General features: G+C 66.8%; 13 protein-coding genes. 7 read left to right on the top strand and 6 right to left on the bottom strand.

Going from position 1 to position 11,987, the window contains the following annotated elements; genetic code table 11:
- Positions 1 to 179: 179 nt before the first annotated feature.
- Both ACJH6H_RS27450 and ACJH6H_RS27445 read right to left on the bottom strand, forming a co-directional pair.
- On the bottom strand, positions 180 to 689 hold the full coding sequence (locus tag ACJH6H_RS27450; RefSeq protein WP_318987089.1) for a methylated-DNA--[protein]-cysteine S-methyltransferase: 510 nt from the start codon (positions 687 to 689) through the stop codon (positions 180 to 182).
- Positions 686 to 2,206 carry a DNA-3-methyladenine glycosylase 2 family protein gene (locus tag ACJH6H_RS27445; protein WP_318987090.1) on the bottom strand — a complete coding sequence of 507 codons (1,521 nt, stop codon included), beginning with the start codon at positions 2,204 to 2,206 and terminating at the stop codon, positions 686 to 688. The genes ACJH6H_RS27450 and ACJH6H_RS27445 overlap by 4 nt, the downstream gene beginning before the upstream one ends.
- 168 nt (positions 2,207 to 2,374) lie before the next feature.
- On the opposite strand from ACJH6H_RS27445, the gene ACJH6H_RS27440 reads away from it, so the two are divergent.
- On the top strand, positions 2,375 to 4,480 hold the full coding sequence (locus tag ACJH6H_RS27440; protein WP_406776205.1) for a hypothetical protein: 2,106 nt from the start codon (positions 2,375 to 2,377) through the stop codon (positions 4,478 to 4,480).
- 1 nt (position 4,481) lies between these two features.
- Here the strand turns inward: ACJH6H_RS27440 and ACJH6H_RS27435 are convergent, their stop codons facing one another.
- Both ACJH6H_RS27435 and ACJH6H_RS27430 read right to left on the bottom strand, forming a co-directional pair.
- Entirely contained in the window at positions 4,482 to 4,778 is a 297-nt protein-coding gene (locus tag ACJH6H_RS27435; protein ID WP_406776204.1) for a hypothetical protein, read from the bottom strand.
- A 43-nt stretch (positions 4,779 to 4,821) separates the two neighbouring features.
- Positions 4,822 to 6,423 (bottom strand): adenylate/guanylate cyclase domain-containing protein, encoded by a 1,602-nt coding sequence (locus ACJH6H_RS27430; protein ID WP_318987093.1) that lies wholly within the window; start codon positions 6,421 to 6,423, stop codon positions 4,822 to 4,824.
- A 64-nt stretch (positions 6,424 to 6,487) separates the two neighbouring features.
- Between ACJH6H_RS27430 and nucS the strand changes: the two genes are divergently transcribed.
- Complete coding sequence (gene nucS, locus ACJH6H_RS27425) at positions 6,488 to 7,168, top strand: endonuclease NucS (protein WP_020102410.1); 681 nt, start codon at positions 6,488 to 6,490, stop codon at positions 7,166 to 7,168.
- A complete protein-coding gene (locus ACJH6H_RS27420) occupies positions 7,168 to 7,455 on the top strand; it encodes a hypothetical protein (protein ID WP_406776203.1) in 288 nt (95 codons plus the stop codon). The genes nucS and ACJH6H_RS27420 overlap by 1 nt, the downstream gene beginning before the upstream one ends.
- 7 nt (positions 7,456 to 7,462) lie before the next feature.
- Here ACJH6H_RS27420 and mce read toward each other — a convergent pair whose 3' ends face one another.
- A complete protein-coding gene (gene mce / locus ACJH6H_RS27415) occupies positions 7,463 to 7,939 on the bottom strand; it encodes a methylmalonyl-CoA epimerase (protein ID WP_212812489.1) in 477 nt (158 codons plus the stop codon).
- An 83-nt stretch (positions 7,940 to 8,022) separates the two neighbouring features.
- On the opposite strand from mce, the gene ACJH6H_RS27410 reads away from it, so the two are divergent.
- The 3 genes from ACJH6H_RS27410 to ACJH6H_RS27400 all read left to right on the top strand — a co-directional run bounded on the left by ACJH6H_RS27410 (position 8,023) and on the right by ACJH6H_RS27400 (position 10,528).
- A complete protein-coding gene (locus ACJH6H_RS27410) occupies positions 8,023 to 9,204 on the top strand; it encodes an acetyl-CoA C-acetyltransferase (RefSeq protein ID WP_406776202.1) in 1,182 nt (393 codons plus the stop codon).
- A gap of 63 nt (positions 9,205 to 9,267) precedes the next feature.
- A complete protein-coding gene (locus tag ACJH6H_RS27405) occupies positions 9,268 to 9,627 on the top strand; it encodes a DUF3817 domain-containing protein (protein ID WP_318987096.1) in 360 nt (119 codons plus the stop codon).
- Positions 9,628 to 9,640: 13 nt separating this feature from the next.
- A complete protein-coding gene (locus ACJH6H_RS27400; RefSeq protein WP_406776201.1) occupies positions 9,641 to 10,528 on the top strand; it encodes a tetratricopeptide repeat protein in 888 nt (295 codons plus the stop codon).
- A 3-nt stretch (positions 10,529 to 10,531) separates the two neighbouring features.
- Here ACJH6H_RS27400 and ACJH6H_RS27395 read toward each other — a convergent pair whose 3' ends face one another.
- The gene (locus ACJH6H_RS27395; RefSeq protein ID WP_406776200.1) at positions 10,532 to 11,353 is read right to left on the bottom strand and encodes an alpha/beta fold hydrolase; all 822 of its coding nucleotides are present in this window, start codon (positions 11,351 to 11,353) and stop codon (positions 10,532 to 10,534) included.
- Positions 11,354 to 11,396: 43 nt separating this feature from the next.
- Between ACJH6H_RS27395 and ACJH6H_RS27390 the strand changes: the two genes are divergently transcribed.
- Positions 11,397 to 11,984: a TetR/AcrR family transcriptional regulator gene (locus ACJH6H_RS27390; RefSeq protein WP_406776199.1), complete on the top strand. Its 588-nt coding sequence runs from the start codon at positions 11,397 to 11,399 to the stop codon at positions 11,982 to 11,984.
- Positions 11,985 to 11,987: the final 3 nt, after the last annotated feature.

Below are 11,987 nucleotides of genomic sequence, written 5' to 3'. Positions count from 1 at the left end.
CCGGAAGCTAAGCCTGCCAGCGCCGATGATACTGCCCTGCACGGGCGGAAAAGTAGGACACCGCCGAACACAAATTACCTCAGCCCCCCGATGAAAATCGGGGGGTTGAGGCATTTTTGCGTTCAGGACGTTTTTGCATTTCGGCGCCGCGGCAATACGTGGCGCCGAAATGGCATTCATCAGTCGAACAGCGTCGGCTCTTCGGCTCCTGATCGGCTCTTTTCCAGATCGAGCAGCAGCCTCTTACGGTCCAGTCCGCCGCCATATCCGGTCAGGCTGCCATTTGCCCCGATAACGCGATGGCAGGGCACGATGATGCCGACGGGATTGTGTCCATTCGCCAATCCGACGGCTCGTGAAGCACCCGGTGATCCGACCTGTAAAGCGATTTCGCCATATGAACGCGTTTCGCCGTACGGGATGGTCAACAATGCACCCCAGACCCGTCGCTGGAATTCCGTGCCGACGAGGTCGAGGTCCAGATCGAACTCCTGGAGTTCGCCGGCGAAGTACGCGGTGAGTTGCTCGACGGCTTCTGGAAATGCCGACTCATCGGGCTCCCAGCCCTCATGGCTGGGCTCATATGTCTGATCGTCCATCCGCAGGTGCCGGATGCGTCCGTCGCGACCGGCGATCGTGATGGTTCCGACCGGGCTCTGCATCGTCCTGGTCTGCAACGTGGCGGTCATGCCTGCTCCTGTTGTGGTGATTGCGGTGGGTTGGTGGTCAGAGGCGGCCACTGGTTGACCGCGTGATCCAGGGAGGTCCACAGGTATTGGGTGGCGTAGGCACGCCATGGGCGCCAGTGCGCACTGTGCTCGATCAGCCGGCGTGAATTGTCGGGCAGCCCAGCTTGTTTGGCCGCGGCCTGAACGCCGAGGTCGCTGGCCGGAAACGCATCCGGATCGCCGAGTCCCCGCATCGCGATCACCTCGGCTGTCCATGGTCCGATACCGGGCAGTTCGGCCAACTGAGTTCTCGCCTGCAACCAGTCCGATCCGGCGTCGAGCTCGAGGGTGCCGGCCGCGAGTGCATCGATCAGCGCCACGAGCGTGCGCCGGCGGGATTCGGGGAAGGCCAGGTGGCTCGGATCGATCTCGGCCAGTTGCGTGACGGACGGGAAGACATGCGTCAGCGTGCCCACCGGGTCGTTGATCGTCGTGCCGTACGCCAGTGCCAGCCGACGCGTGTGCGTCGCCGCGGCCTTCATGGACACCTGCTGACCGATCACCACCCGTAATGCCAACTCGTTCTCGTCGACCGTGCGCGGGATGCGTTGCCCGGGCGCCTTGGCGACGATAGGGGCAAGGTGTTGGTCGGTATTGAGGACGTCGATGACGGCCTCAGGATCGGCGTCGAGGTCCAGGAGTCGTCGGCAGCGGGCGATGGCGGTGGCCAGATCTCGGAAGTCGTCGAGGATCAGCGTGCACTGCACGTGGTCCACGCTCGGCGTCAGCCCGACGATGCCGGTGCCGTTGGGGAGCCGCAGGGTGCGTCGGAACGCGCCATCTTGTACCTCTTCGACGCCGGGCACCGCACCGGCCGCCAGGTGGCCGAACACTCCCTCGTAGGCGAAGGGCGTCCGCACCGGTAGCCGGACGGAAAGTGTTCCCGTGCCAGGGGTTTCGTTGGGTTCGAAGCGCGCTTGGGCCCGTTGCCGGAGTTCGGTCGGCGTCAGTGCGCAGACTTCGCGAATGGTGTCGTTGAACTGGCGGATGCTGGAGAAGCCCGCGGCGAACGCGACGTCACCGAAGGGCAGTTTCGTGGTCTCGATGAGTACCCGCGCGGTCTGGCTCCGTTGGGCGCGGGCGAGCGCCAACGGGTTCGCGCCGACCTCGGCCTGGAGCAGGCGCTCGAGCTGTCGAGTGGTGTAGCCGAGTCTGGCGGCCAGTCCGGTGACGCCCTCGCGATCGACGGTGCCGTCGGCGATCAGGCGCATGGCGCGGGCGACGACGTCGGAGCGGATGTTCCACTCCGGTGACCCCGGTGATGCGTCAGGTCGACAGCGCTTGCAGGCCCGGAAGCCGGCCCGTTGTGCTGCGGCGGCTGTCGGGTAGAAGCGGACGTTGCGGGCGAATGGGGGCCGGACAGGGCAACTGGGGCGGCAATAGATGCCCGTGGTGAGGACGGCCGTGACGAACCAACCGTCGAACCGGGCGTCCTTGGATTGGACTGCCCGGTAGCAGCGGTCGAAGTCGTCGTACATGTCTTCGACAATGTCATGCGGCAGACTCGAGTACTAGCGGAAAATCGACATCAACGTGGCTGGCGAGACATATTTAATCATTTGTCTCGTAAATGGCTGACGCGCGAGTGCCGCCCTGTTATAACTGGAACGCGTTCTAGTCGGGGTTTCGGGGTTCAGGGGAGTTGCATGTCGATCAACAGTCGTGATGAGTTGTCAACTGGCGCAGCCAGATTCGTCGGCCGCGTGGGTGCATTGGCGGTCGCCCTGGGGATCGGCGCGGCAGTGGCGAGCAACCCTGGCATCGCCTTCGCCGCCCCGAGTGACGCCGCGGGGGCGCCGTCGGACACTCATGCCAAGAGCGAGAGTCCGGCCAAGAGCGACGGAGACAAGGCCGACACGAGCAAGCCGAAGAAGGACAAGGGCGCCAAGCGTCCTGGCATCGTGAATCCGGGTAAGAAGTCGTCTAAGCGGCCCGCGGCGCAGGCGGATGTGGAAAAGCCGTCGGCTGCGAAGGATGCGACCGACACCGGCAAGACATCTGAGCCCGACGCGAAACCCGCGACAAAGAAGGTCACCAGGACGCCGGTCGTGACGGCGGCTCAGAAGCCGGCGAAGGTGCAGGTGGCCGCGACGGCCAAGGCGGATGCGCCCGCGAGCTCTGTGCCGCGCCTGCACGCGGTCGCGCCGGTGGCGGCACTGGGTGCGCCCGTCGCAGCGGCGACAGCGGCGGTGTCGCACGCGCTCTCGGCCGTGGGCCTCAACGGGGCGGCGAACGCGTCCGGGTACCCCGTCGCGCCACTGCAGAACGCCGCCTTGTCCGCGCTGCTCGGCGTCACCCGCCGCGAGACGGCATCCACCTCCGCGACAACGGCATTGGCGGCCGCGCCGTCGTCGCTGCAGAGCGTGCCCACGGTGCTCGGCACGTCGCAGCAATTGGCCGCCGAGCGGAAAGCCACCGCCATCGTGAAGACGGTGCCGATGCAGATCATGAAGGCGATCATCAAGTTTGCGTTCCAGCTGAACGCCAAGCAGCAGTACTCCCAAGTGGGCGGACCGGACCAGGAGAACCTGGACCAGCTGAACCAGGCGGTCGACGAATACGCCCAGCAGGCCGCCATGGAGTATCAGCTGCTCAACCCGATGCGGCCGACGGTGCTGGAAATGGTTATGCCGCCGCATGATTGGTTCGGCCAGGCGATCACCGGCACGCGCATCCTGTACGACAACCCGGACACCATCTACCGGATGATGGCGGTCAATTCGACGTCCATGTACGTGATCAGCGGGAAGTTCGGCCCGGGGGAGCGCCCGGCGGAGACGACCTTCAGCGTGCTGACGGGCCTCGGCGGCAAGACGGCCGCGGTACTCAACGCCAAGGACATGCAGATCAACCCGGACGGTAGCTTCACCGTGACGGTGAGTTCGCGTCCGGCCGAGCCGGGCCAGACCAACCATCTGCAGATTCCGACCGACACGACCTTGATCGTCGCGCGGAACACCCTGTCGGACTGGAACACCCAGGATCCGATGAGCTTGTCCATCGAACGGGTCAGCGGCCCGCGCAACAGTCTCTTCGCGCAGATCGGCGGCTTCGACATTCCCGGTCTGGGCCCGGCTGTCTCCGGCAACCCGTTCCTGACCAACCTGGTCTCGCTGGTCCCGCCGCTTCCGGTGATGCCGCGGTTCCTGCAGGGTTTGGAGGCGTCGGTGATCCTGGCGCTCGGGTTGCGGATGGAACCGCAGTACATGGATGTGGCGACGAAGGATTCGTCGGGAAAGACGAAGCCGCCCAACGTCTTCACCGATCCCGAGAGCAACGCGACGTTCCTGTCCACCCAGGTGCAGAGCCCGGGATACTTCCAACTGGCCGACGACCAGGCGCTGGTGCTGACCATCAAGCCCGGCGACGCCGGCTATTTCGTCGTCCCGGTGACCAACGACTGGACCATCACCAAGAACTACTGGGATCAGCAGACCAGCCTGAACATCGCGCAGTCGGTGGCCAACGCGGACAGCAGCTACACCATCGTGGTGTCGCCGACCGATCCCGGCGTGGCGAACTGGGTGTCGACCGGTGGCCTCAACCAGGGGACCATCTCGATCCGCTTCCAGGACATCGACACCACGGGTACCAACCTGCCGAAGGTGAGTTCACAGGTGGTGGCGCTGAGTGATCTGGGCACTGTGCTGCCGGCCGGGACGGTGTATGTGACTGCGGCGCAACGGCAAGCGGCACTGGATGAGCGGAAGGCCGGCTACGACAAGCGCTTCGCGCCCTACCCGCAGGTGTGATTCACCACTCGTGGTTCGGGCACTGCACGTCGACGTAGACGGTCGCGGCCACCGGGCCGCCCGGCTTGAAGTTGCCCGGGTTGTTCACGCCGGTGACCCAGCAGATGTTGAGCGGTTTGACGTCGAAACCGTTGGTCCAGTTGATCTGTACGAGGTAGCCCTCGGCCTGGAGGTTGTTGATGACGTCGGCCGCCGAGCCCCCGGTGTCGAGGGTGGGATCGGCCGCCGCCTGCGGAGCGAGCGCGAACGCCACGGCGAGCGCACCGACAGCTGCAGCCATGACGGGATATCGCTTCATGGTCACCATGATCCTCCGGATCTGTGTGAAGCAGATGTGAATTTCAGGCCAGGATCGCCAACTGCGTCGGTTCGGACAGTCCACGCAGCGTCACGGTGTCGCCCAATGCCCAGTGCGCTCTTTCGGATTCGCTGACCGCGTCGAGCATGTCGGCGGCGGCCGCCAGCTGCCCCGGTACCGACTTGGCGAGCTCGCACAGGCGGGCCGCCTCGTTGACCGGTTCACCGATGACCGTGTACTCGAAGCGCTCCTTGGCCCCGACGTTGCCGGCCACCACGGTGCCGGCCGCGACCCCGAGGCCGGCCTGCAGCTCGGGCACCTCGTCGCGCAGGCGTGACGCGATGGCCCGGGCGGCGGCCAGTGCGTCGCCCTCGGTGCACTGCAGCGATACCGGCGCGCCGAACACCGCCAGCACCGCGTCGCCCTCGAACTTGTTGACGAACCCGTGGTGCCGGTCCACTTCGTCGACGATGACGGCGAAGAAGCGGTTCAGGAGGTCGACGACCTCGACGGCCGGACGGCTCGTCACCAGCTGGGTGGACCCGATGACGTCGACGAAGATCACCGCGGCGTGCCGCTCCTCGCCGCCGAGTTGCGGCTTCTCCTGCTCGGCGAGCGCCGCGACCTCACGTCCCACGTGCCGGCCGAACAGGTCGCGCACGCGTTCGCGTTCGCGGAGCCCGTGCACCATCGAGTTGAATCCGCGCTGCAGCTGGCCCAACTCGGTGCCGTCGAAGACGACCAGATCCGTGGTCAGGTCGCCCTGCTCGACTCGGCTGAGTGCCTGGCGCACAATGCGGATCGGGCTGGCCGTCAGCCATGCCACGATCCACATCAGCAACGCGCCGAAGACCAACGCGAACACCGCGAGCACCAGCACGGCGAACGCGAATTGGGTTGGCGTGAGCGTGCTTTGGGTCAAGGCGAACACCGCGGCCAACAGCACGCCCAGCATCGGCACGCCGGAACCGAACGCCCAGACGACCATGGTCCGGCCCATGATGCCCGGTGACAGCCGCGACGGCGGCCGGCCGGCCTGCAGGGCGTCGGCGGCAACGGGGCGCAGCGCGAACTCGGTGTACAGGTTGCAGCTGGTGGATACGACGATGCCGGGGAACGTGACGCCCAGCAGCAGTTTGGGGATGAACTGGGTGTCGTGCATCGCGTAGAGCGTCGTCAGCAGTACGGCGCCGGCGCCCCACAGGGAGAGCAGCACGCGCGTGAGCTGGCCCGGGGCGCGGAAGGTGTTGCGCTGGTCCTCGACCGTCGGCGTGCGTTCTTCGATGGCCCAGCGCACGCTCTGGATCACCCTGTTGGTCGCCCACACCACGCCCACGAGGAAGGCGAACACGATGTACGCGGGCGCCACGATGGTGGTGATCCACCAGACATCGGCCCGGAAGACGTTGGGGGTCGGGAACAGCACCGTCTCGATGAGGATCGAGACGCCGACGCCGATCATGTTCGCGACGATCACGAAGGTCGTCAGGATCAATTGGATGCGGATACGTCGCCGGCGCTGGGTCTCGGAAACGCGGCCCAGAATCCATGATCCGTATTCGGGTGTGGCCTGCAAGCTGGAACGCGGGGTGATGGCTTCCCGTATCCGTGCCAGGCGCGTCGTCCCGGTCTGGTCCGCAGTCATTGGCCGTCAGCCTAGTTCGTGGGGCGGGTCCGGACCGGGATTCAATACCCCTAAGGTGGTTCGGGTGCGTCTCGTGATCGCCCAGTGCACCGTTGACTACGTCGGACGTTTGACCGCACATCTGCCGTCGGCCCGTCGCCTCCTGTTGTTCAAGGCGGACGGATCGGTGAGTGTGCACGCCGACGACCGCGCCTACAAGCCGCTGAACTGGATGACGCCGCCGTGCTGGACCGTCGAGGAAGCGCCGGTGGACGGCGTTTCGGCTCTGGTCTGGGTCGTCGAGAACAAGGCCGGTGAGCAGCTGCGGATCACGGTCGAGGACATCGAGCACGACTCCAGCCACGAGCTCGGGGTCGATCCCGGCCTGGTGAAGGACGGCGTCGAGGCGCACCTGCAGGAGCTGCTCGCCGAGCATGTCGAGCTGCTGGGCGTCGGCTACACGTTGGTGCGCCGCGAATATCCGACGCCGATCGGTCCGGTGGACCTGTTGTGCCGCGACGAGACCGGTGCGTCGGTCGCGGTGGAGATCAAGCGGCGGGGTGAGATCGACGGCGTCGAGCAGCTGACGCGCTACCTCGATCTGCTCAACCGGGACAGCGTGCTGGCGCCGGTGGCCGGGGTGTTCGCCGCTCAGCAGATCAAGCCGCAGGCGCGCACGCTCGCCACGGACCGTGGAATCCGTTGCGTGACTTTGGACTACGACAAGATGCGCGGCATGGACAACGACGAGTTCCGGTTGTTCTGATGCCTCGGCGACGTCCGCAGCGGCCGCGGCGCGATCCGCCGCCGCTGCTCGGGCTGTCGTCGCGCCGGGTGGAGACCGGACCGGACGGATATGACTACGAGGTTCGGGCCGTGGCCGGATCCCGTGCCGTCAAGACGTATCGGTGCCCGGGATGCGATCACGAAATCCGCCCGGGCACAGCGCATGTGGTCGTGCTGCGGGTCGACGACGCCGAAGACCGCCGGCATTGGCACACGCCGTGCTGGGCGAACCGGGGCAACCGGGGACCGACGCGAAAGTGGTCCTAGCTCGAGCTCAGTGCTCGGCATCCTTGGCCGGCTCGACCAGTTCGATCAGCACGCCGCCCGCATCCTTCGGGTGGATGAAGTTGATGCGCGAGTCGGCGGTGCCGCGGCGCGGGGCTTCGTACAGCAGGCGGACGCCGTCGGCGCGCAGGCGCTCGGACAGGGCGTCGATGTCGCTGGTCCGGTAGGCCAGCTGCTGCAGGCCGGGGCCGCGGGTGTCGATGAACTTGGCGATGGTCGACTTCTCGTCGAGCGGGGCCAGCAGCTGAATCTGTGCGCTGCCGACGGGCGCGCCACGGACGGAGAGCATGGCCTCGCGGACGCCCTGGTCCTCGTTGACCTCTTCGTGCAGGACGATCATGCCGAGGTGGTCGTGGTACCACCGGATCGCGGCGTCCAGATCCGGCACGGCGATCCCGACGTGATCAATAGCGGTCACGAGGGCGCTGGCCAGCGCCGGACGGGCATCGACGTGTTCGGTGGTCATAACGTAAAGGTAACCTGATACGACCGAATTTGCGCCTGTGGGATCGGCCACATTAGCCGTTACAGATTTGTTGGAGGATGGAAATGACGACCTCGGTAATTGTTGCTGGAGCCCGCACTCCAGTTGGCAAACTGATGGGTTCGCTGAAGGACTTCTCGGGTAGCGACCTGGGTGCCATCGCGATCAAGGGCGCGCTCGAGAAGGCCGGTGTCGACGCCTCGCTGGTCGATTACGTGATCATGGGCCAGGTCCTGACCGCCGGTGCCGGGCAGATGCCGGCCCGTCAGGCGGCCGTTGGCGGTGGCATCCCGTGGGACGTGCCGTCGCTGTCCATCAACAAGATGTGCTTGTCGGGCATCGATGCGATCGCGCTCGCTGACCAGCTGATTCGCGCCGGGGAGTTCGAGGTCGTGGTGGCTGGTGGCCAGGAGTCCATGAGCCAGGCTCCGCACCTGTTGCCCAAGAGCCGTGAGGGCTACAAGTACGGCAATGTCACCGCGCTGGATCACCTGGCGTACGACGGTCTGCACGACGTCTTCACCGACCAGCCGATGGGCGCGCTGACCGAGCAGCGCAACGATCAGGACAAGTTCACCCGTGCCGAGCAGGACGCGTTCGCCGCGCAGTCGCACCAGAAGGCGGCGGCTGCGTGGAAGGACGGCGTCTTTGCCGACGAGGTGGTTCCGGTGTCGATTCCGCAGCGCAAGGGCGACCCGATCGAGTTCGCCGAGGACGAGGGCATCCGTGGCAACACCACCGCCGAGTCGCTCGGTGGCCTGAAGCCGGCGTTCCGCAAGGACGGCACCATCACCGCGGGTTCGTCGTCGCAGATCTCCGACGGTGCGTGTGCCGTCGTGGTCATGAGCAAGGAGAAGGCCGAGTCGCTGGGCCTGACCTGGCTGTGTGAGATCGGTGCGCATGGCGTCGTCGCCGGCCCGGACTCGACGCTGCAGAGCCAGCCGGCCAACGCCATCAAGAAGGCCGTCGAGCGCGAGGGCATCACCGTCGACCAGCTCGACGTCATCGAGATCAACGAGGCCTTCGCGGCAGTGTCGCTGGCCTCGACCAAGGAGCTGGGTGTCGACGGCGCCAAGGTCAACGTCAACGGTGGCGCCATCGCCATCGGCCACCCGATCGGCATGTCCGGTGCCCGTATCACGCTGCACGCGGCGCTGGAGCTGGCCCGCAAGGGTTCGGGCTACGCCGTCGCCGCGCTGTGCGGCGCCGGCGGCCAGGGTGACGCCCTGATCCTGCGTCGTCCGTAGTTTCCCGCGAGGTGTGAACTACGCCTCGTAGTAGTCAGCCCGTCACTCGGGCACAATGGCGCCATGAACGCTGTTGTGCCCCGGGTGGCGGGCTGGTTTCGTTTGATCGCTCTGGCCGAGGCCGTCAGCTGGGTCGGGCTGCTGACCGGCATGTACTTCAAGTACCTCGGTACGCCACGCACCGAGATCGGCGTGCAGATCTTCGGCATGGTCCACGGCGTGGTGTTCCTGGCGTTCGTGGCCACCGGGCTGGTGGTCGGCTGGGCCGCGCGCTGGTCGCTCGTGACGTGGGTGGCGGCGGCGGTGTCCAGCATCGTGCCGCTGGCCAGTGTGGTCTTCCTGCGCTGGGCCGAGCGCAACGGGGCGTTGGCAGTTGGTGCCGCTGCCGCAGAGGCCGAACCGGAGACGTCGGCCGTCGCGTGACAAACTGGAGAGCGTGACTCGTCCGCGTCCTATCGGTCCCGCGCTGGCTGGCGCGGTGGACCTCTCCGCGCTCAAAAACCGTCCCGCTGAAGGTGCTGCCGGTGCCGGTGGCGCACCCGGTGGTATCGAGATCACCGAGGCCAATCTCGAAGCCGAGGTGCTGATCCGCTCCGGTGAGGTACCGGTCGTCGTGCTGCTGTGGTCGCCGCGCAGCGACTCGAGCGTCCAGCTGGGGCAGACCCTGTCCGCGCTGGCCGCCGAGGATGGCGGCAAGTGGTCGTTCGGCACCGTGAACGTCGACACCTCTCCGCGTATTGCCCAGATGTTCGGCATCCAGGGCGTCCCGACGGTCGTCGCGCTCGCCGGCGGCCAGCCGATCACGAGCTTCGAAGGCGGCCAGCCGGCTGATCAGCTGCGGCGCTGGGTGGACTCGCTGCTGCAGGCGACGGCCGGCAAGCTCGGTGGCGGCGGCGAGGACGAGGACGAGCAGGTCGACCCCGCACTCGCACAGGCCCGCGAGTTCCTCGACAGCGGCGATTTCGACCGCGCCCTGGCTGCGTACCAGGCGATCCTCGATGCCGACCCGAACCACGTCGAGGCCAAGGGTGCCGTGCAGCAGATCGCCTTCCTGCAGCGTGCGTCCGCGCAGCGTCCGGAGGCCGTGCGTCTCGCCGATGCCTCGCCGGACGACATCGACCTGGCTTTCGCCGCCGCCGACGTGCAGCTCTTCCAGCGTGACGTCGACGGCGCGTTCAATCGGCTCATCGCACTCATCAAGAAGACCTCGGGCGACGACCGCACCCGCGTGCGGACCCGGCTCATCGAGTTGTTCGACCTGTTCGACCCGGCCGACCCCGAGGTCATCGCGGGCCGGCGCAATCTCGCCAACGCGCTCTACTAGGCATCACTGAGCCGGCACAGAGGCCCAGAAGTCGGTGACGGCTTGAGCGATCAGGTCGGTGTCGACCAACAGCGGGCCGACGTGTCCGGCGCCGGTGAGTGCGACGACGCGTGCGTCGGGCATGGTGGCGGCCGTGGCGCGGGCGTGGGCGGGGCTCCAGTGCTGGTCGCCGAGATCGCCGGTCATCAGCAGCGTCGGGACGGTGACGGCGGTGATCTGCTCGGTCAGCGCATGCCAGCTGTGCATGTATCGGATTGTGCGCCTTACTGATTCGCGGTCCATTGCGCGGAACGCCGCTTTGAGCCCGGCCGCCTGATCGGTACGCGCGGCGTCGGCGCCACCGAGAAGCACGTCGAACAGGATCCTGGTCAGCAGGGGATTGGGTCCGAGCAGTCGGTAGGCGACGGCGAGTGGGTACGTCTGCGTCCAGCGCTGACGCCGGCTGACGGGCCGGAGCGGTGCGGCGATGGTGGTCAGGCTGCGCAGCCGGTGCGGTTGGGTCGCGGCCAGCGTGATGCCGACGTGTCCGCCCCAGGCGTTGCCGATCCAGTCGACGGTATCGAAACCGAGTGCGTCGATCACTTCGCCTGCGGCACTTGCACATTCGTCGAGGGTGAAATCCCGGTGGATGGGGCTGCTCGTGCCGTATCCGGGTCCGTCGATGGTCACCACCTGTCGCTGGGCGGCGAGGGTGTCGACGAGCGGACCCCAGCTGCGGGAGTCCACCCAGAGGCTGTGCCACAAGACGGCGGCAGGCCCTGTCCCGGTGCGACGTACGTGCAGATCTCCGAGGCTGGTCGGGACGTGGACGTCGAGTGTCGTCATCGCGACCTCCATACAATCTGTATGCTGCTACCATACAACCTGTATGGTCACCGTCAAGGGGGATTCACGGGAGCGGCTCGTCGCAGTCGCGACCGAGTTGTTCGGCGAACAGGGCTACCACCAGACCGGTACCGAGGAAATCGTCCGCCGTAGCGGCGTCACCCGTGGCTCGCTCTATCACCATTTCGCGGACAAGGAAGCGCTCTTCGAAGAGGTCTTCGACCGTGCGGATCAGGTGGTGAGCGCTCGGGTTCGGGCTGCTGCCGCGGCGGCGGCCGAACACGGCGAGGACGCGTGGTCGGTGTTCCTCGCCGGCTGGGACGCCGTGCTGGACACCGCGGTCGATGCGCCGCTGCAGCGCATCCGCGTGGTCGACGCGCCGGCGGTGCTCGGCTGGCAGAAGTGGCAGGAGCGCAACGCGCGGTACACCCTGGCCAATATCGAGGCCGGCCTCGTCAGCCTGCTGGAACAGGGCGTGCTTGCGCCGCAGCCGATTTCACCGCTGGCCGTGCTGTTGATGGGACTCAGCAACCAGGCCGTGGCCGCGATCGCGGGCGCGCCTGATCCCGTTCGCGCGCGCCGCGACATCGGTGCGGCGGTGCGGCGTCTCCTCGACGGGCTGCGCACCTAGTCT

The sequence above is a fragment of the Mycobacterium sp. SMC-21 genome, from assembly GCF_045310825.1.
Taxonomy (GTDB): domain Bacteria; phylum Actinomycetota; class Actinomycetes; order Mycobacteriales; family Mycobacteriaceae; genus Mycobacterium.
Note: the sequence above shows the minus strand (reverse complement) of the source record. Positions and strands in the feature narration are given on the sequence as shown.

What these genes read in the sequence shown, in the direction of transcription:
- ACJH6H_RS27450 (WP_318987089.1), bottom strand. Translation starts at nt 689, where the DNA reads ATGACCGCCACGTTGCAGACCAGGACGATGCAGAGCCCGGTCGGAACC.
- ACJH6H_RS27445 (WP_318987090.1), bottom strand. Translation starts at nt 2,206, where the DNA reads ATGTACGACGACTTCGACCGCTGCTACCGGGCAGTCCAATCCAAGGAC.
- ACJH6H_RS27440 (WP_406776205.1), top strand. Translation starts at nt 2,375, where the DNA reads ATGTCGATCAACAGTCGTGATGAGTTGTCAACTGGCGCAGCCAGATTC.
- ACJH6H_RS27435 (WP_406776204.1), bottom strand. Translation starts at nt 4,778, where the DNA reads ATGAAGCGATATCCCGTCATGGCTGCAGCTGTCGGTGCGCTCGCCGTG.
- ACJH6H_RS27430 (WP_318987093.1), bottom strand. Translation starts at nt 6,423, where the DNA reads ATGACTGCGGACCAGACCGGGACGACGCGCCTGGCACGGATACGGGAA.
- ACJH6H_RS27420 (WP_406776203.1), top strand. Translation starts at nt 7,168, where the DNA reads ATGCCTCGGCGACGTCCGCAGCGGCCGCGGCGCGATCCGCCGCCGCTG.
- mce (WP_212812489.1), bottom strand. Translation starts at nt 7,939, where the DNA reads ATGACCACCGAACACGTCGATGCCCGTCCGGCGCTGGCCAGCGCCCTC.
- ACJH6H_RS27410 (WP_406776202.1), top strand. Translation starts at nt 8,023, where the DNA reads ATGACGACCTCGGTAATTGTTGCTGGAGCCCGCACTCCAGTTGGCAAA.
- ACJH6H_RS27405 (WP_318987096.1), top strand. Translation starts at nt 9,268, where the DNA reads ATGAACGCTGTTGTGCCCCGGGTGGCGGGCTGGTTTCGTTTGATCGCT.
- ACJH6H_RS27395 (WP_406776200.1), bottom strand. Translation starts at nt 11,353, where the DNA reads ATGACGACACTCGACGTCCACGTCCCGACCAGCCTCGGAGATCTGCAC.
- ACJH6H_RS27390 (WP_406776199.1), top strand. Translation starts at nt 11,397, where the DNA reads ATGGTCACCGTCAAGGGGGATTCACGGGAGCGGCTCGTCGCAGTCGCG.